Annotated in this window: 14 protein-coding genes and 1 other annotated feature; of the genes, 10 read left to right on the plus strand and 4 right to left on the minus strand. The window is 57.9% G+C overall.

Going from position 1 to position 18,215, the window contains the following annotated elements; all coding sequences use genetic code 11:
- The first annotated feature begins 53 nt into the window (after positions 1 to 53).
- The 3 genes from rplJ (at position 54) to DW937_RS04985 (ending at position 2,603) form a co-directional block, all read left to right on the plus strand.
- A complete protein-coding gene (rplJ, locus tag DW937_RS04975; RefSeq protein ID WP_005944524.1) occupies positions 54 to 569 on the plus strand; it encodes a 50S ribosomal protein L10 in 516 nt (171 codons plus the stop codon).
- Positions 570 to 642: 73 nt separating this feature from the next.
- Positions 643 to 1,017: a 50S ribosomal protein L7/L12 gene (gene rplL / locus DW937_RS04980; protein ID WP_005944525.1), complete on the plus strand. Its 375-nt coding sequence runs from the start codon at positions 643 to 645 to the stop codon at positions 1,015 to 1,017.
- A gap of 449 nt (positions 1,018 to 1,466) precedes the next feature.
- Positions 1,467 to 2,603, plus strand: a complete 1,137-nt coding sequence (locus DW937_RS04985; protein ID WP_120120304.1) for an aldo/keto reductase — start codon at positions 1,467 to 1,469, stop codon at positions 2,601 to 2,603.
- 156 nt (positions 2,604 to 2,759) lie between these two features.
- On the opposite strand, the gene DW937_RS04990 is transcribed toward DW937_RS04985, so the two are convergent.
- Positions 2,760 to 3,419: a GntR family transcriptional regulator gene (locus DW937_RS04990; RefSeq protein ID WP_097781559.1), complete on the minus strand. Its 660-nt coding sequence runs from the start codon at positions 3,417 to 3,419 to the stop codon at positions 2,760 to 2,762.
- 344 nt (positions 3,420 to 3,763) lie between these two features.
- Here DW937_RS04990 and DW937_RS04995 point away from each other — a divergent pair, with 344 nt between their 5' ends.
- Together DW937_RS04995 and asnB are read left to right on the plus strand one after the other, a co-directional pair.
- Positions 3,764 to 4,249: a transcriptional repressor gene (locus DW937_RS04995; RefSeq protein WP_097775183.1), complete on the plus strand. Its 486-nt coding sequence runs from the start codon at positions 3,764 to 3,766 to the stop codon at positions 4,247 to 4,249.
- Between the two features lie 14 nt (positions 4,250 to 4,263).
- Positions 4,264 to 4,526, plus strand: a binding site (T-box leader).
- Between the two features lie 54 nt (positions 4,527 to 4,580).
- A complete protein-coding gene (gene asnB, locus DW937_RS05000; protein ID WP_165852887.1) occupies positions 4,581 to 6,167 on the plus strand; it encodes an asparagine synthase B in 1,587 nt (528 codons plus the stop codon).
- A 456-nt stretch (positions 6,168 to 6,623) separates the two neighbouring features.
- Here the strand turns inward: asnB and DW937_RS05005 are convergent, their stop codons facing one another.
- The 3 genes from DW937_RS05005 to DW937_RS05015 form a co-directional block, all read right to left on the minus strand.
- Positions 6,624 to 7,175 (minus strand): TetR/AcrR family transcriptional regulator, encoded by a 552-nt coding sequence (locus tag DW937_RS05005; RefSeq protein ID WP_120120306.1) that lies wholly within the window; start codon positions 7,173 to 7,175, stop codon positions 6,624 to 6,626.
- Positions 7,176 to 7,271: 96 nt separating this feature from the next.
- Positions 7,272 to 7,790: a transcription repressor NadR gene (locus DW937_RS05010; RefSeq protein WP_005944532.1), complete on the minus strand. Its 519-nt coding sequence runs from the start codon at positions 7,788 to 7,790 to the stop codon at positions 7,272 to 7,274.
- 79 nt (positions 7,791 to 7,869) lie between these two features.
- Entirely contained in the window at positions 7,870 to 9,228 is a 1,359-nt protein-coding gene (locus tag DW937_RS05015) for an alpha-amylase family glycosyl hydrolase (RefSeq protein WP_120120307.1), read from the minus strand.
- A 236-nt stretch (positions 9,229 to 9,464) separates the two neighbouring features.
- On the opposite strand from DW937_RS05015, the gene glgB reads away from it, so the two are divergent.
- From glgB to DW937_RS05040, 5 genes are all read left to right on the plus strand, one after another.
- Positions 9,465 to 11,414, plus strand: coding sequence for a 1,4-alpha-glucan branching protein GlgB (glgB, locus tag DW937_RS05020; RefSeq protein WP_120120308.1), 1,950 nt, complete (start codon positions 9,465 to 9,467; stop codon positions 11,412 to 11,414).
- 135 nt (positions 11,415 to 11,549) lie between these two features.
- Positions 11,550 to 13,469, plus strand: coding sequence for a hypothetical protein (locus DW937_RS05025; protein WP_120120309.1), 1,920 nt, complete (start codon positions 11,550 to 11,552; stop codon positions 13,467 to 13,469).
- A gap of 36 nt (positions 13,470 to 13,505) precedes the next feature.
- Entirely contained in the window at positions 13,506 to 14,480 is a 975-nt protein-coding gene (gene tig / locus DW937_RS05030; protein WP_120120310.1) for a trigger factor, read from the plus strand.
- A 3-nt stretch (positions 14,481 to 14,483) separates the two neighbouring features.
- Positions 14,484 to 15,845, plus strand: a complete 1,362-nt coding sequence (locus DW937_RS05035; protein WP_120120311.1) for a 4Fe-4S dicluster domain-containing protein — start codon at positions 14,484 to 14,486, stop codon at positions 15,843 to 15,845.
- Between the two features lie 154 nt (positions 15,846 to 15,999).
- Positions 16,000 to 18,033, plus strand: a complete 2,034-nt coding sequence (locus DW937_RS05040; protein WP_243111430.1) for an ABC transporter substrate-binding protein — start codon at positions 16,000 to 16,002, stop codon at positions 18,031 to 18,033.
- Positions 18,034 to 18,215 lie beyond the last annotated feature (182 nt).

Here is an 18,215-nt window from a genome sequence, read left to right on the forward strand (position 1 = left end):
TTTCATACTTGCTCCGGTTTTCGATACAAGTTTTTGAAACGAGGTGAAACCGAATGCCCAGTGCAAAGATTCTTTCTGAAAAGCAGGCTTATGTCGCTGATCTGAAGGCAAAGTTTGAGAGTGCGGTTTCCGGCTGCGTCGTCGCTTACGGCGGCATTAACGTCGAGAACGACACCAAGCTCCGTAAGGAGCTGCGTGAGGCAGGCGTCGATTACATGGTCGTGAAGAACACCATGCTGCGTCTGGCTGTCAAGGGTACCTCTCTGGAGGGCCTGGCTGAGCAGTTCAAGGGCGATACCGCTATCGCTTTTGCTCACGAAGCGGATCCCATGTCCGCTGCCCGCATCCTGTGCAAGTATCAGGATGGCGATAAGTCCAAGAAGTTCGTCGTGAAGGCTGGCTTCATGGAAGGCAAGGTCATGGACGCTGCCGAGACCAACGCAATCGCAAAGCTGCCCAACCGCGAAGGCATGCTGTCCATGTTCGCAGGCGCCCTCACCAGCACTCTGTCTGGTCTGGCCGTTGCAATGCAGGCTTATGCCGACAAGCAGGAGGAGCCTGCAGCCTGATTGCTGCATGACCGCTGCTTAAACAAAACAAGAAACTAACAAACAAAACCATTGATATTGGAGGGTTACTACTATGGCTTCTGAGAAGATTACTGCCATCATCGACTCCGTTAAGGAGCTGTCCGTTCTGGAGCTGAAGGAACTGATCGACGCTTACTGCGAAGAGTTCGGTGTTTCCGCTGTTGCTGCTGCTGCTCCCGCTGCTGCTGGCGCTGCTGCTGCCGCTGAGGAAGAGAAGACCGAGTTCGACGTCATCCTGGCTGAGGCTGGCGCTACCAAGATGCAGGTCATCAAGCTGGTGAAGGAGATTACCGGTCTGGGCCTGAAGGAAGCTAAGGCTATCGTCGATGGCGCTCCCAAGGCTGTCAAGGAGAAGGTCTCCAAGGCTGAGGCTGAGGACATCCAGAAGAAGCTGACCGAGGCTGGCGCTAAGGTCGAGGTCAAGTAATTGAACCTCTTCTGAGAGTCGTTCATTCTTGAACAATGAGGTGCCCGTACCGAAAGGTGCGGGCATCTTTTTTTGTTTGATGATTGGAATGCCCTCCGCTGCGCTCTAGGCATGTTTAGATGAATTATTATTTTTAATTTGTGTTCAGAAAATGTCTGCGGACATTTTCTGAACACTTTTTCACGGGAAGGGGCGGTAAAGGCAAGTGGCATCTGTGCGGTAGGAAAATGCATTTGACGCTACAACTCTATGGTGAAAAAGCAGCTCCGAAACGACCGCAGTCGTTTCGGAGCTGCAAATATGATTTCCGCTGTTTATGCCCAGAGCGAAGCGGAGGGCATTCTAAATCGTCATCGTCGTATCTTTTCTGCATTCAAAAACTATGTTATACTATCCTCAACAGGAGGAGCGGCAGAGCCTTTGTCCCCTCTGCCGCAAAAAGAGAGTTTATGGAGCACCGCAACTGGAACAAAAACAACATCCGCACTTCCCTTTTGGGCTACGGCTGTATGCGCTTTCCCATCAAAGCCGACGGCACCATTGACGAAGAGCGCGCCGAAGCTTTGCTGAACACCGCTAAGGCCGCCGGTGTCAACTACTTCGATACTGCCTATCCCTATCACAACGGCCAGAGTGAGCCGTTTGTGGGCCGCGTGATCGCCAAATGGGACCGCAGCAGCTTTTATCTTGCCACCAAAATGCCGCTGTGGAACTGCAAAAGCCTGGACGATGCCAAGCGCATTTTTGAAGAGCAGCTGCAGCGGCTGGGCGTGGACTACATCGACTTCTACCTGCTGCACTCCCTGCACAAGGCCCGGTACGAAAAGGCAAAAGCCATGGGCCTTGTGGACTGGCTGTGGCAGCAGAAGGCCGCAGGACACATCCGGAACTTTGGGTTTTCCTGCCATGACAACTCTGCCGGATTTGAGTATATTCTGCGCGACCAGCCGTGGGATTTCTGCCAGCTGCAATACAATTATCTGGACCGGGACGACCGTGCCGAGGAGATCTCCGGCGACCGGGGCTATCAGCTGACCGAAGAATGCGGCGTGCCGCTTATCATCATGGAGCCCATCAAGGGCGGCACGCTGGCATCCCTGCCTGCAGATGCCGCCGCACCGCTGCACGCCCTGCGTCCGGATGCCACCGATGCCTCCTGGGCGCTGCGCTGGGTGGGCAGCCACAAAAACGTGCATGTGATCCTCTCCGGCATGAGTGCTGAGGATCAGCTGACCGACAACCTTGCCACCTTTGGCCATTTTGAACCGCTTTCCCCCGCCGAAAATGCCGCTGTGGAAAGCGTAGCCAACGAGCTGCACCGCCGCATCAAGATTGGCTGCACCGGCTGCCGGTACTGTATGCCCTGCCCCATGGGGGTGGACATCCCGGACAATTTCAGCATCTGGAACAAGCTGGGCATGTTCGGCCAGAAGGATGCCATCAAGGCCCAGTGGACCACCCGCTTCCCGGACAGCGAAAAGGCCCTGCACTGTGTGCGCTGTGGTAAGTGCGAAGCCGTCTGCCCGCAGAGGCTGCCCATCCGCGATTCTCTGGCACAACTGCAAAAGGAGCTGGACGCGCTGTGACTCCTTCCGTCATCGCTGCGCGATGCCACCTCCCTCAAAGAGGGAGGCTTTAAGGCCCCATCTCTGAGGGGTCTGTCGCCGCAGGCGGCTGGGGGAGTTTCATAACAAAAAGGACCGTCACACGTTTTTCGTGCAACGGTCTTTTTTATGCAGTTTTTACCACAGCCGGATGACCTTGATCACGCTTTCAGCCTTATCGCGGGCCAGCTCCAGATGGTGCTGCAGGGAATCTGCAGCACTGTCCCAGTTGTCGGCCAGAGCGGCATCCAGAATTTCCAGATGTTCGTCACAGGTCTGCTCCTGATTGATCATGCTCACCTTGCCGGTCATGATGCGGAAGCGGGTGTTCAGACCGGTGATGCGGTCATACGCCGAACGCAGGTACTTGTTGGGCAAAGTGCTCATGAGCAGTTCGTGGAACTCATCGTCCGACTCGCAGAAGTCGGTGATGCTGTCCGGGTGATGCATCAACTCGGCAAATGTCTCCAGCTGTTCCCGCGGGATGCCGCTGCCATAAGTACGCAGGGCGTAAGGCTCCACCAGCAGGCGCATCTCGAACATGCTGTGCACGTCCTCCTCGGTGATGCCGGAAACCATCAGGCCCTTCTTGGGCAGAATGGTGATCAGGCCTTCCTGCTCCAAGCGGCCAAGAGCATCCCGCATGGGGGTGCGGCTGATGTTGCCCATCTCGGCACAAAGCTTCTGCTCGTTCAAAAACTCGTTGGGCCGGTACTCGCAGTTCAGGATCTTGGTCTTAAGGTACTGGTATGCCTGCAGCTTCAGGCTCGGTTTGGTCTGCGACTCCATTTCTTTCATGTTCTGCACAACTCCTATTCCCTTTTCCCTTGCAAAGGAAAAGGTTCTTCTCCTATAATACTCTGGGGCGCATGCTTTTTAACTTCAAAGCATCTTGTATTCTTGCTGCAATCCAAGTAGTATTCCAGTTCTATTATTTCATAATAGGGCAATTATTACAATACTTTTTTATGAACTTTGGCGCGTTTTATGTTTTATCTAATTTTTATGTCTCATTTTTGCCAAAATCTACAAGTTTTTTTGTGCTTGTAGCCAATGCTGCTTCTTTTGGCCCGGTTCTTTTGCATCCAACACAAAAATATGCTACAATGTAAAAAATATTGAAAAGGGTGTGGATCTCTCTTATGGCACGAAGCGACGGCTACAATACCAAGACCCGTCAACTGATTTTAGATTATCTCATCAACAACCGGCAGCACGCGGTGAGTGCTTCCAACATTCTGGAGCATCTGGAAGAGCAGGGCGCAAGCCCCAACCCCACCACGGTGTACCGCTATCTGGACAAGCTGGCCGGGGAGCAGCGCATCATGAAATACGTTGCCGACAAGGGCGAAAAAGCCGTGTTCCAGTACGTGGACGAGGGCCGCCACTGCCGGGAGCATCTGCACCTCAAATGCGTGCAGTGCGGACGCATCTATCATTTGGACTGCCACTTCATGGACGAAGTGCGCGCCCACCTGATGGCAGAGCATGGCTTTACCCTGCAGTGCGAGGGCAGCGTTCTGTATGGTTTGTGCCGCCACTGCGCCCAAAAAGAGGAACAGTCCGACTCTGATGGTCAAACCGCACAAAAATGCGCCTGCTGTGTTGACACGGACAAAAAGCCGTGATACAATGCATGCAAGAAAAAGCGTTGACCGGGAAAAGTAAGGTTTCAATGTCCTCTTTCAGAGAGTGCGGGTAGGTGGAAGCCGCGCAGAGAGCGAAACCCGAACGAACACCCGCAAGCTTCCCCCTGAACCTGTTTGTGCAGCAGTAGGGGCCGACGTGCGCCGCTCGTTATCGCGGCAGTGCTTTCAACGGGGAGAGCGCACAAAAGTGACTGGCATGGTTTTATGCCGGTAATTTAGGTGGCACCACGGATACGGCAGCATATTCGTCCTAGCGATTGGGATGAATGAGCTGCCGTATTTTTTTATTGAAAAAAGAGGGGTAAGAAATATGTGTTGTGTTATGGGCTATACCGGGCACGATCTGAGTGCCGCCAAATTCAAGGAATACCTGCTGCGCACGGCCATGCGCGGCCCGGACGACCAGCGTGTGGTGGAAGGGCCTTTCGGTCTGATGGGCTTTGGCCGCCTTGCCATCATGGGCCTGACCCCGGAAGGCATGCAGCCCTTCTACCGCGGTGCCGACTGCGTGGTGTGCAACGGCGAGCTGTACGGCTTCCGCTTTGAGAAAGAGATCCTCAAGCGCCGCGGCTACAAGTTCCAGTCCGACTGCGACTGTGAGATCCTGCTGCCGCTGTACTATGAGTACGGTCTGGATATGTTCCGCCACATGGACTCCGAGTTCGCGCTCATCCTGTACGATTCCCGCAAGGACCGGCTCATCGCCGCCCGTGACCCCATCGGCATCCGTCCGCTGTTCTACGGCTACTCCAAGTCCAGCCACCAGATCGCATTCGCCTCCGAGATGCAGAACCTCATTGGCTGGTGCGACGACATCCGGCCCTTCCCCATTGGCAGCTACTACTGTGATGGCCGCTTCGTCCGCTATGAGGACATTGCCGATGTGCCCGCCCCCATGCAGGATGACATGGACACCGTGCTGCGGAACATCCGCGAAAAGCTGATCGCAGGCGTAGAGAAGCGTCTGGACGCAGATGCCCCTGTGGGCTTCCTGCTCTCCGGCGGTCTGGATTCCTCGCTGGTGTGCTCCATTGCCGCCAAGAAGCTGAACAAGCCCATCCGCACCTTTGCCATTGGCATGGACACCGATGCCATTGATCTGAAATATGCGCGCCAGACCGCAGAATATCTGGGCAGCGAGCACCACGAGATCATCATCAACCGGGATATGGTCATCAACAGTCTGGAAGAGGTCATCCGCCTGCTGGGCACCTGGGACATCACCACCATCCGCGCCAGCATGGGCATGTACCTGCTGTGCAAGGCCATCCACGAGCAGACCGATGTCCGCGTGCTGCTGACCGGCGAGATTTCCGATGAGCTATTCGGCTACAAGTACACCGACTACGCCCCCACCGCCGATGCCTTCCAGCAGGAGAGCCAGAAGCGCATCCGTGAGCTGTACATGTACGATGTGCTGCGCGCCGACCGCTGCATCTCCTCCAACAGCATCGAGGCCCGCGTGCCCTTTGGTGATCTGGATTTTGTGCGTTACGTCATGGCCATTGACCCGGAAAAAAAGCTGAACAGCTACGGCAAGGGCAAGTATCTGCTGCGCAAGGCCTTTGAGGGCGATTGGCTGCCGCCGGAGATCCTGTGGCGCGAAAAGGCCGCCTTCTCGGATGCTGTAGGCCACAGCATGGTGGACGACATCAAGGAGTACGCCGAGAGCCTTTACACCGACGAGGAGTTCCAGCTGCGCCGTGCAAACTATTCGGCCCACTGCATGCCGTTCACCAAGGAAAGCCTGTTCTACCGCGAAATTTTCGAGAAGTACTACCACGACCAGAGCCGCACCATCGTGGGCTTCTGGATGCCCAACAAGGCATGGCCGAACTGCAACGTCAACGATCCTTCGGCCCGTGTGCTGGCAAACTACGGTGCTTCCGGCGTGTAACGCCAGACCATTTTGAATGCGCTCCGCTTTGCTTTGCGCATGAATAGCGGAAAGAATATTCTATAATTTGTAGATCGGGAAAATCTGCGGATTTTCCCGATCTACTTTTTCACGAGAGGGAACCCTCTCCGTCACCTGCGTTGACACCTCTCCCAAAGGGAGAGGCTCTGGCGAAACTGGAAACTTCGCAGTTGAGCTGGAAACCTTGCCGCCCTGCCAAGGGCTCTCCCTTTGGGAGAGCTGCCGAGCGGAGCGAGGCTGAGAGGGCTAGCTTTTCCCCCGCTGCGCCGCCGCTTCCATAGGAAGCAGGCGCGGCATCCGCCCCTTGCCGTCCAAGCTCCATCTGTGAAAATGCAATGCCGGGCGGTCCGCAGACCGCCCGGCATTGCTCTATTAAAATTATTTTTCCGCTATTCATGCCCAAAGCGCACGCGGCGGGCATTCTAAATTGTTGTGTTACATCCGGATCTTTTGTGCCGCGCGTGCAATGGACGCAAGCAGAGCCACCAGCCGCTTTTCGTCCATCTGGCCGCAGTAGCTGGTGAAGGTGTAGTAGCAGCCCTGCACGCAGAAGGAAAGCACGATCTTACGCACCACATCGGCATCAAACGAGGGGTCGCTCTCCGAGATGCATTTGCTCATTGCAGCTTCCACGCGGTTGATGAACAGCCCCTGACGGGAGCCGGAAAACAGAATGCCGATCTCGGTCTGCTTCCGGGTAAACGCCCGGAACATTTCCCGGGTCAGCCACTCGGTGCGCTCGCTTACATCACGGGCGGTCAGCTGCGGCAGGCTTTCCACCACCACCTCCACCATTTCGTCCTCCATGGCGTTGGCCAGCGCATAGATATCCTGATAATGCGCATAAAAGGTGGACTTATTGATGCAGGCCAGATCGCACAGTTCCTTGACCTTGATCTTTTCCAGCGGTTTCTGCGCCCGCAGCTCCATGAATGCCTGCTTGATGGCACGCTCCGTTTTTTCAATGCGAATATCCAGAAGACCCACCTCTTTTGCTTTTTCGTTGATTATCCAACCATTTTCCTGTTTTGCGGATAGACAAGGCCCTCAGCCTTTTTTATACTGGGTCTATCCCCATCCGCATCACTCCTTGCGGTACAGGATGCCTTTTTCTTCCAGCTCTTTTTTGATGCGCTCAAAGCTCCCGGCATCCGGGCAGTGCAGGGTGTGCAGATGCACGCCGCCGGTCATGCGGCTCAAAAGCGCTTCCGGCGTGTCCTTGGCCTGCTGGATGAAGTTGTCCACATCGTAGCGGCTGGCAAGGTTCAGGTTGCCGCGCAGCTCGCCATACAGGCTGTTCTCCACGGCCACATCCACCACGATGCCGCCCTGATCCACCACGGTGTACAGCTCGGTGCGCATCTCGTCCTCGGTGCTGTGCACGCAGGCCAGAATGGCGGTATAGCCTTTTTCCGCCGGGTGCAGCTGATATCCCCGGGGCGTTGCATCGATCTGCGCACCGCCTGCCCGCAGCAGAGCCACATCCCCCACCACGATCTGGCGCGAGACCCCCAGCAAAGCCGCCAGTGCGCTGGCACTGACCGGTGCTTCGGCCCCGCTGAGCCGTTTCAGAATGGATTCTCTGCGCTGCGCTGCATTCATGGTTTTCAAAGCTTCCTTTCCGCTTTACGGTATTATGCTCTTATTGTAGCAAAAGACGGCGGATCATGCAAGAATGCGTTTACTTTTCCAGCTGCAGGATGGTAGCATAATTGGAGGGCAGCTGCACTTTCATGCGGCCCCACTCCATGCTGGTCAAAACGGGCTGTGCGCCCACCGTGTCGGCCAACAGGTCCTTTGCAGAGGATGCCTCCACCGGCAGCTGGAATTCCAGCTGTGCGGGACTGTCGCCGTTGTTCAGCACCACGACGCAGGCCTTTCCATCCAGCACCCGGGCAAAGGCATAGCACTGGGTGGTGAGCTGCAGCTCTTTCACCTCGCCGTCGGTCAGCTCCGGCAGCTCCGCCTTCAGTCTGCCCAGTGCGGCATACACGCTGGTGACAGGGTTGGTGTTCTCAGCGTCCTTGAAGTCGGAAAGCTCCAGACAGGGGCGCAGCGGCCAGTCGCTTCCCCACTCTTTTTTGCCTTCAATGCCAAATTCTGAGCCATAATAGATGGACGGAATGCCCCAAAGCGTATATACTAGAATTGCAATGTGGCGGATGTGCTCCCGGTTGCGCAGCTTGTTGGGCAGGCGCTCCACATCGTGGTTGTCCGAGAACAGATACAGTCGGGTATCGTGGCACAGGCCCTGCAGACGGCGCATGGTGTGGGCGATCTCGAAATAGTTGTGGTCGTTGTGGCCGCTCCACAGGCCCTTGTGCAGCTCGTAGTTGGTCACCGAGTGCAGCATCTCCGGGTTTGCCCAGCGGCTGTAATCGCCGTGGATCACCTCGCCCATGAGCCAGAACTCTGGCTTTACCTCGTTGGCAAGGCGGCGCAGACCGCGCATAAAGTCAAAGTCCAGCACATCGGCTGCGTCCAGACGGATGCCGTCAATATCAAATTCATCCACCCAGAAGCGGATGGTATCGTAGTGGTAGTTCTGCACCTCCGGGTTGCGCTGGTTCAGCTTGACCAGCAGATTGAAGCCGCCCCAGTTTCCGTAGGAAAAGCCGTCGTTGTACTCGTTGTTGCCCCAGAAATTCACATCGCAGAACCAGTCCTTATAGCGGGCGTTCTCGCGGTTTGCCTTCAGATCCTGAAACGCAAAGAAATCGCGGCCCACATGGTTGAACACGCCGTCCACGATCACCTTCTGGCCCCGGGCATGGCACCGGGCCACAAAGTCCTTGAACTCTGCGTTCGTGCCAAGACGGCGGTCTACCAGCCGGTAATCGATGGTGTCATAGCCATGGGAGCCGCTCTCGAACAGCGGGCCGATATAAATGGCCGTGCAGCCAAGGTCCGCTGCGTGCTCAGCCCATGTGTTCAGTTTATTAAACGCGCCGGGCACCGCCTGCCCGTCGTTCTCATGTGCGCAGCCGCACAGCCCCAGAGGATAGATGTGATAGAATACCGCGTTGTCATACCAAGCCATTGTTCATACCGCTCCCATACAAAAAAATCAACCGCCGCCCACTGCGGCGGCAGGAATAGTATAGCACAGAATCTGTAAAACATGTTAATTTTTGCCGATTTTTGTCAAGAATCTACAAGAATATCAGCCATTGTGCCCCATTTCGTCTTGTTCTTATTGGATATATTGCCCAAACACCTGTGTCACATGCAGTGCCGCCGGGCGCTGCCTATCATAGAATGTAAGGAGATCTTTGCATGAATTACCCCGCCATTCCCCGTGAATTCTTCAATGGAGACTGCTTTGATGCCTACCGCATCCTTGGTGCGCATCCCTGCTCTGACAACGGCACCGAAGGGTGGCGCTTTGCAGTGTGGGCCCCCGGTGCCACGGCAGTGGAAGTCTGCGGCGGCTTCGACGGCTGGGAGGCAGGCGTGCCCATGGAAAAAGCCGACACCGGCGTGTGGAGCGCATTCGTCCCCGGCCTTGCAGAGGGCGACCTTTATAAATACCGGGTGCATGGTGCCGACGGCAGTGTGGTGATGCGCAGCGACCCCTACGCATTTTCCACAGAGCTGCGGCCGGGCACGGCCAGCCGTCTGGCAAAGCTGGACTTCCACTTTGACGACAGCGCATGGATGGAGCGCCGCGACAAATGCCGCAACCGCCCGCTGAACATCTACGAGATGCACGTTGGCAGCTGGCGGCACAAGCCCGGCAGCAAGCAGGAGGACGGCTCAGACGGCTGGTACAACTATGAGGAGCTGGCCAAGGAGCTGATCCCATGGCTGCTGGACCATCACTTTACCCATGTGGAGCTGCTGCCGCTGGCAGAGCATCCCTTTGACGGCAGCTGGGGCTACCAGACCACCGGCTATTTTTCCGTCACCAGCCGCTACGGCACCCCCGCCCAGTTTGCCGGCTTCGTCAACGCCTGCCACCGCATGGGCATCGGCGTCATCATGGACTTTGTGCCGGTGCACTTTGCCGCCAACGCCGACGCTCTGGCAAAGTTTGACGGCACCTACCTCTACGAGTACGACAGCGATGTGGGCCACAGCGAGTGGGGCACCTGCAACTTCAATTACTACCGCCGGGAGGTGTGCAGCTTTTTGAACAGCGCTGCCGCCCTGTGGATGGACGTATACCACTGCGATGGCATCCGTATGGATGCCATCTCCCGCGCGCTGTACTGGCAGGGCGACCCGAACCGCGGCGTGAACGAGGGTGCCGTGAACTTTCTGCGCAGCCTGAATCACGGCCTGAACGAGCTCTGGCCCACCGGCATCTACACCGCCGAGGACTCCACCAACTTCCTCAAGGTGACAGCTCCCACCCGCTACGACGGCGTGGGCTTTGACTACAAGTGGGATATGGGCTGGATGCATGATACGCTGGACTATTTTGCTACCCCTTTCGGTGAGCGGCCAAATGCCTACGGCAAGATCGTTTTCAGCATGCACTACTTCTACAACGAGCTGTATCTGCTGGCCTTGAGCCACGACGAGGTGGTGCACGGCAAAAAGACCATCATTGATAAGCTGTGGGGCACCTATGCGGAAAAATGCGCCCAGCTGCGCACCCTCTATTTTTATATGTATATGCACCCGGGCAAGAAGCTGAACTTCATGGGCAACGAGATGGGACACTTCCGGGAGTGGGACGAAAAACGGGAGCTGGACTGGGACCTGCTGAAATACCCCTTCCACGATGCGTTCCAGAAATACTTTGCCCACCTGTGCCGGGTGTATTCCACTGAGCCTGCACTCTACGATGGCGAGTACAACCCCGACTGCTTTGAGTGGGTGGCCTGCGAGAGCCGCAGCGAGGGCGTGTACGCATGGCTGCGCAAGGGCCGGGGCGAAAACCTGCTGTGCATCATGAACACGCAGGACCACGCCCACAAAAAGTTCCCGCTGTATCTGCGCTTTCCCTGCAGCGCCGAGGAGGTGCTGAACACCGAATCCCCCGAGTGGGGCGGTGCACTGAAGGGCCGCCGCAAGACAAAGCTTCACACCACCGATGGCGGTGTGTTTGGTCGGGACTATACCCTTACAGTAGACCTGCCTGCCATGGGCAGCTGCCTGCTGCGCCTTGCGCCGGAGGCCCCGAACCCCGATGCGGCCCGCATCAGCGCCAACAAAGCCCTGAACGCAAAGCGCCGCGCTGCCCGCAGCACAAAGGCCACAGCCAATTCCAACAAGTAATATTCGTTTCAAAATGTCCCGTCTGCGTTCAAAGCGGCGGGACATTTTGTTGTTTTCCGTGCACAGCGGCTGGACAGTGCAGATTTTGCTTGCTATACTGTAGCTGTGATATTCTGCAGCTGAGAGGTTTTTGGGATGAGTGGAATCGTTTCCCGTCTGTCTGTCCTTGGCAAGGTCTGGCTGGGCCTTGCTGCCGGGGCACTGGCGCTTATTGTATTCGGCCTTGCCGCACCGGGCAGCAGCCTGTTTTTCCCGCTGGTGAGCCTGTGGTGCAATGCAGCACTGTTTGCACTGGCGCTGCTGGTGCTGCGCCGGGCCGGTGTGGAGCTGGACCTGTTCCACAAGGCGGTGCTGGTGGGCCTGTGGGCAGCGGCCGTGCTTTACTTTTACTGGGTCCTCGGCAGCCGCACCTTCCTCTACCACTGGGACTATGTGAACTACATTTTAAAGCAGTATCATGCCGAAGCCGCCTTTGCCCAGAGCACAGGCGCAGGCTTCCGGTTTCTCCTCGATTCCGTCACCGAGGACTATACGAATTTCATCACCCTGTTCACCGAGTTTCCGTTCTGCCTGAGCGGCAAGACCGGCGACGACTACGCATTCTGTCAGGTATTCAGCGTACTGCCCAGCCTGCTGGTGCTGCTGGCGGGCCTGACGGTCAAGGTGGGCCGGATGCTACGGGTAAAGAACCGGTTCTGGTATTTCCTCATCGGCTTTTCGTGGTGCGCTACCTTCCCGTTCGTGCGCATGTCGGCGGTGCTGGGCCAGCCGGACTGGTTCGGGCTGATTTTTGCCTTCATGCTTATGCTGCTCACACTGGACTACCGCTTTGACGGCATCGACCTGCCCCGCTATCTGCTCATCTTCGCCGCCACGGCGGGCATCATCCTCACCCGGCGCTGGTACTTATATTTTGTGGTGGGCTACTGCTTTGCCTACGTGCTGATGCTGGCAGTTTCCAGCATCCGGCTGGCAAAAGATGGCCAGCCCAGCCGCGCTGTGCACCGCATGGTACGGCTGGTGGTGTTCGGCCTGTGTGCGGCCGGGGCCATGGTGCTGCTGCTTCTGCCCATGGTGCGCAAAATTTTAAGCTTTGACTACGCCGGGCGCTACTCTTACTACAACTTCGGCGGCATCACGCTGGAGCTGGCCGCACAGACACTGCGCATCGGTTTGCTGAACTTCATCCTCATCGGAATGGGGCTGTGGTTTGCCGCAAAACGCCGTCTGCCTGCCCTGCCCTGCCTTGCAGGGGCAGAGCTGCTGGTGAGCCTTGTGCTGTTTACCCGGGTACAGAACACCGGCTCCCACCAGATGCTGCTGTTCGTGCCTGGGTGGCTGCTGCTGTTCCTCGTTGGTTCCGCCGCACTGGCCGACGGCCTGAAAAAGCACACCGCCGTCAAGCTCTGCTACTGGGGCTTTACCATGGTGTTTGCGGTGTCCGTGCGCTGCTCGCCGCTGACCACCGTTGCTCTGCCGGGCTTTGTGGTGGATCATTTTCCCCTCAAGGCCGTGTCGGAATTCGTCCGGCTGGACAAGCTCACCTACGACCGCACCGATGCCGCCCAGATCCAGCGCGTGGACGACTGGATCGATGCCCACTGCGATGCGGAAAAGGGCGAGTTCGCCTACATGATCCCCCACGATATGCTGTACAACTCGGACATATTCCAGTACGCCGCCCTGCCGGACATCCAGCTGCAGGGCAAGCTGGCCGCCGGCATCTCCATCCCGGGCACCCACGAGTTCCCGGTGCGGTTCTTCGAGGCAAAGTACGTGCTCACCGCAGAGCCGCTCCCCCAGACCTTTGTCAGCGGCGGTGAGCTCTCCGGCCGGTGGAATGCCCTCTTCTGCGCCGCGCGGGATGCGCACTTTACGCAGGCCGCCAGCTTTGACATGGGCAACGGCACCGTGTTCACCGTGTGGGAGCGCACCGAGCCTGCCGACCGGGCTGAGGTGGAATATTATCTGGATGCCTTCGCGCAGGAGGATGCCCTCTACCCCGAAATGTTCTCGCAGGTGGCGGAAGCCTGGCTTGCCGGACATGGACTTTAAATTGCAAATGCTTTGGATATAAAAGGAGTATTTCCCATGGAACAGAATGCAAACGCCCTGCCCAAGGTCACGCTGGGCCAATACAAGGGGCTGGAATTCACCCGCCGGGTGCGCCCGGTATCGGAAAAGGCCGTGGAGCTGGAGGCTTCAAACCTCACCCGCACCCACGCCCCCTTTCTGCCGGTGGAGCTGCCCGCCGCACGCGGGATGCGTGTAACGCTGGATTTTGAGGGCTTCATGGACGGCGCACCCATCCCGGACAGCCGAATGGAAAACGTCACGGTGGTGCTGGGCACCGGTCAGCTGATGCCCGCCGCCGAGGATGCCGTGTACGGCCACAAGGCAGGCGAGAGCTTCCGGTTCGATTTTACCTATCCCGCCGAGTTCCGGGTGCCGGAGCTTTCCGGCAAAACAGCACAGTTCGCCATCACCCTGCACACCGTGGAGCAGAAGCAGCCTGTACCGCTGGACGATGCCTTTGCCAAGACACTGGGCTTTGATACGGTGGATGCCCTGAAGGAGAGCATCCGCGAGAAAAAGCGCCGCTCCCACGAGGCCAACGCCGACCGAATTGCCGGAGCCGCCCTGCTGGGCATGGCCGGTGCCAACCTGACGGCGGAGCTGGATAACGCCATTCTGGACCAGAATGCCGACCATGACATGAACGCCCTGCGCGAACGGCTGCGCCGCAGCAAGATGACCATGGAGCTGTACTGCAAGGCAGGCCAGACCACACCGGACGAGGTGCGCGCCGCCTTCCGCCGGGACGCAGAGCGCAAGATGCGCAGCCTCCTTGCCGTGCGGGCCATTGCCGAAGCAGAGCAGATCACCGTGTCCAACGCCGAGGTGGATGCCGAATACGCCCGCCTTGCCAAGCTGCACGATACCCCGGAAGCCGAGATCCGCAATGTGCTCAGCCGGGACGCTGTGGCCTCTGCCGTGACCACCCAGAAGGTGCAGCGTTTCCTGATCGACCACGCAAACATCACTTCGGTTGTGGAAAAGGAGTAAACTATGGGCTTTTTTACACGCACCGCGATGGATATGCTGATGAAAACTACCCATCCCGAGATCAACCGCCGCCAGTGCTGGAACCTGCATCCCCATCGCAAGCCCTGCACCGAGTGCAAGGATATCTGCCCCTATGGCGAACAGATCTTTACCCGCCCGAACCTCGTCAAGGACTGGGACCCCTGCACCGAGTGCGGCCTGTGCGTCTCTGCCTGCCGCAGCGGCTGCATCATCCCTTCGCCGGAGCAGGTGCAGCGGGACACCTCTGCCGCCGATACCGACAATGACACCATCTGGATCGGCTGTGAAAAATCCACCCGCAAAAATAGCGTGGTGCGCACCTGCATTGCGGCCCTCACATGGGAGACGCTGGCCTACCTTGCCCTGAACAAAAAGATCGTGCTGGACCTGACCCCCTGCGGTGAATGTGAGAACGACCTGTGCGCCGCCCAGCTGCGCAAGGAGCTGACAAGGCTTGTGGATTTCTTTGGCCAGCCCATGTTCGAGGCACGGTTCACTCTGGCCTACGAGCAGGACGAAGCGCCCTATCACGTAAAGGAGCTGAGCCGCCGCGAAATGTTTGAGCAGGTGAGCCACGGCTCCAAGAGCGGCACCAAAAAGCTGCTGCAGATGCTGCCCGGCCTGCACAGCGAGGACGACGGCGGTGTGGATTTCCGCCTTTTGCTGCACCAGCGCACAAAGCAGCTGAAGGCATCCATGGAAACGCCGCTGAAGTACGGCTACTACCTGCCCAACTTTACCGATAAATGCTTTGGCTGCGGCAAGTGCGAAAAAGCCTGCCGCGCCGGTGCGCTGAAGCTGGAGGACCTGCCCGACGGCCAGACCCGCATCGTCATCACGCCGTGGAAGTGCAGCGAGTGCGAGGTGTGCGTGGCCTCCTGCTCCAACCATGGCATCGACGGCATGAAGCTGCGCCAGCTCACCACCCTTGGCCCGGTAAGTGTACACAAATGCACCAAGACCCTGTGCAAGGAATGCGGCAAGCCCATTGCGCCGGGCAGTGTGGATGGTGTGTGCACCGTGTGCCGCATCAAGGCCCGCACCAAAAAGCGGCAGGAAGAAGCCGCTGCCAAGGCAAAGCAGCTGCGGGAGGAGCGGGAAGCCAAAAAGGCTGCCGAGGAGGCCGCAAAGACAGCGGAGGAAGCCGGTGCCGCTGTTTCTGCCGAGACCGCTGCCGCCCCCGCGGAAACCGCCGTGGCCGCTGCCGTGCCTGCTGCGGCCGGTTCCGTCATCACAGCACTGACCCCGGAAAAAGCAGCCCCCGCCGCGCTGGACGAAGCCCCTGCTGCCGCACCGGAAAACACCGCAGAAAAGGATGTGCCCGACACACCGAAAAACGATTGACGGCGCACAGATTCAATGCTATACTGACCATAAGACCACGCACCGTGGCCACCGACTGTTACAAAGGGGTAACGGAGCTATTTCCGTTACCCCTTTCTTATCCCAAAGCACGAAGCAAGCTTTTGCCAAGATCTTACGAAAGAAGGATTTTACTATGGCTCATTCCATCTCCCGCCGCCAGTTCCTGCAAGGCAGCGGCGCAGCCGTCCTTTCTGTAGCAGCGGCTGGTCTGCTGAGCAGCTGCGGCGGCTCTTCCGCTTCCAATGGCGGCAGCACCGGCGCTGCCGGCAGCAGCTCCACCTACACCGTGCTGTATTCCCGTCAGCCCGCCACCCTGAACTATCTGGTCTGCTCAGCTGACCCGGACCTTTACCACGGCACCCAGTGCATCGACACGCTGGTGGAGTACGACAACCGCGGCAAGATCCGGGAGGGCCTTGCCACTGCTTGGGAGTGGGATGCCGACAGCCTGACCTGGACGTTCCACCTGCGGGATGAGAACTGGGTGGACTGCAACGGCGAGGTGCTTGGCCCTGTGACCGCGCAGGACTTTGTGGATGCGCTGGCCTATGTGCTGGACCCGGACTACGCATCCTCCACTGCAAGCCTTGTCACCCCCTATGTGGCCGGTGCGGACGACTACTATAACTACTGCGTTTACCGCAACAACGCCAATAACGGCACCGTGGCCGAGGACGGCACCACCTACGCCATTGATGCCAACGGCACCGTGACCGCCGCTGCCGCCGACGGCACCACCACCGAATACCCGGCTGTGGATTTTTCCACAGTGGGCGTGAAGGCTGTGGACGACCACACCCTGACCTACACGTTGAACTTCGACTTTCCTGGCTTCCTCAGCCTGTTGAGCTATGCTCCCTACGAGCCTGCCTACGGCCCGCTGCTGGAGGAGTTTGCCGACCAGTTCTGCACCAGTGCCGAGACCGCCTGCAGCTGCGGCGCGTTCTATCTGGCCGAGTACACTCCGCTGGAAAACTGGGTGATGAAGAAGAACCCCGAAAACTACGATGCCGACAGCGTTTACATCGACACGGTGCGCTACATCTACAATCAGGAAGAGCTGATCAGCGGCCCGGAGATGGTCAAGCGCGGCGAGATCGATCAGGCTACCATCAGCTCCGACATTCTGGACAGCTGGCTGGCCGACGACACCACCAAGGACATGGTTTCCATGGAGCGCCCGGAAACCGGCAAGAGCTACTTCTACATCTTCAACTTCCTGCCCTACCGCCACGAGTTCTCAAACTGGACCGTGACCGGCGTGGATGCCCAGTACGAGCCGGACAATTGGGCCAAGGCCATCAACTCCACCAACTTCCGCAGGGCTTTCCTGTATGCCATCAATCCGTCTGTGACGCTGGCCGTCACCGCGCCGGAAGGCTACGATAACTACAAGCTGCACACCATCACTCCGCCGTCCTTCTGTGCCAACAGCAAAGGCGTGGATTATACTGAGTGCGGCGGCCTTGCAAACCTCTCCGACTTCTTTGACGAAGCCAAGGCCAAAGAGTACCGTGATGCCGCCGTGGAAGAGCTGACCGCCGCCGGTGTCACCTTCCCCATCAAGATCCAGTATCCGTACAACCCCGCTGTGGTGGACTGGGACAAGCAGTGTCAGGTGTTCAAGCAGCAGGTGGAAGCCGTGCTGAACGACGGCTTCGACTTCATCAGCATCATCATCACGCAGGGTCCGTCCGACAACTTCCTGAATGCGGTGCGCCGGGTGGGTGCCTACCAGCTGATGTCCTACTACTGGGGTGCCGATTACTCCGACCCCGAGACCGAGGTGTACCCCTTCTATCAGGAAGCCGGCGACCGTGGCACCTGCTACAGCTTCCTGCGCACCGGCGTGGAGGACGGCATCGTGACCGGCGAGACCGCCGAACTCGTGATGCAGTACATGTCCATGGTGGAGAACGCCAAGACCATCACCGAAGATCTGGATGCCCGGTACGAAGCCTTTGCGGATGCCGAAGCTTTCCTCATTGAGAACGCGCTGGTCATCCCGCTGGGGATGCCGGTGCCGCCCTACATTGCCACCCGCCTGAACCTGTGGGAGGGCCAGTACGCGCCCACAGGCCTTTCCACCAACCGTCTGAAGGGCGTGCACATCCTCGACCATTACGTTTCCATGGATGAGTATAACGCCAACCGGGATGCGCGGTGAGTTTTTGATTTGAATATCCTCCGCTGACGCTCTGGATGTTTTTCAGCAGAAATTTATTTTTAGTTGTAAATCGGAAAAATCTGCGGATTTTTCCGATTTACTTTTTCACCGGAAGGGCCGCAGCGGAAAACGGCATTTCAACAACTTTCGATCAAAAAACGACAAATCACTTTCCAAACGTA

The organism is Faecalibacterium sp. AM43-5AT, from assembly GCF_003603345.1.
Classification (GTDB): Bacteria; Bacillota; Clostridia; order Oscillospirales; family Ruminococcaceae; genus Faecalibacterium; species Faecalibacterium taiwanense.

Excerpts from the sequence above, each read along its gene's own strand:
- rplJ (WP_005944524.1), top strand. The coding sequence starts at position 54 with ATGCCCAGTGCAAAGATTCTTTCTGAAAAGCAGGCTTATGTCGCTGAT.
- rplL (WP_005944525.1), top strand. The coding sequence starts at position 643 with ATGGCTTCTGAGAAGATTACTGCCATCATCGACTCCGTTAAGGAGCTG.
- DW937_RS04985 (WP_120120304.1), top strand. The coding sequence starts at position 1,467 with ATGGAGCACCGCAACTGGAACAAAAACAACATCCGCACTTCCCTTTTG.
- DW937_RS04990 (WP_097781559.1), bottom strand. The coding sequence starts at position 3,419 with ATGAAAGAAATGGAGTCGCAGACCAAACCGAGCCTGAAGCTGCAGGCA.
- DW937_RS04995 (WP_097775183.1), top strand. The coding sequence starts at position 3,764 with ATGGCACGAAGCGACGGCTACAATACCAAGACCCGTCAACTGATTTTA.
- asnB (WP_165852887.1), top strand. The coding sequence starts at position 4,581 with ATGTGTTGTGTTATGGGCTATACCGGGCACGATCTGAGTGCCGCCAAA.
- DW937_RS05010 (WP_005944532.1), bottom strand. The coding sequence starts at position 7,790 with ATGAATGCAGCGCAGCGCAGAGAATCCATTCTGAAACGGCTCAGCGGG.
- DW937_RS05015 (WP_120120307.1), bottom strand. The coding sequence starts at position 9,228 with ATGGCTTGGTATGACAACGCGGTATTCTATCACATCTATCCTCTGGGG.
- glgB (WP_120120308.1), top strand. The coding sequence starts at position 9,465 with ATGAATTACCCCGCCATTCCCCGTGAATTCTTCAATGGAGACTGCTTT.
- DW937_RS05025 (WP_120120309.1), top strand. The coding sequence starts at position 11,550 with ATGAGTGGAATCGTTTCCCGTCTGTCTGTCCTTGGCAAGGTCTGGCTG.
- tig (WP_120120310.1), top strand. The coding sequence starts at position 13,506 with ATGGAACAGAATGCAAACGCCCTGCCCAAGGTCACGCTGGGCCAATAC.
- DW937_RS05035 (WP_120120311.1), top strand. The coding sequence starts at position 14,484 with ATGGGCTTTTTTACACGCACCGCGATGGATATGCTGATGAAAACTACC.
- DW937_RS05040 (WP_243111430.1), top strand. The coding sequence starts at position 16,000 with ATGGCTCATTCCATCTCCCGCCGCCAGTTCCTGCAAGGCAGCGGCGCA.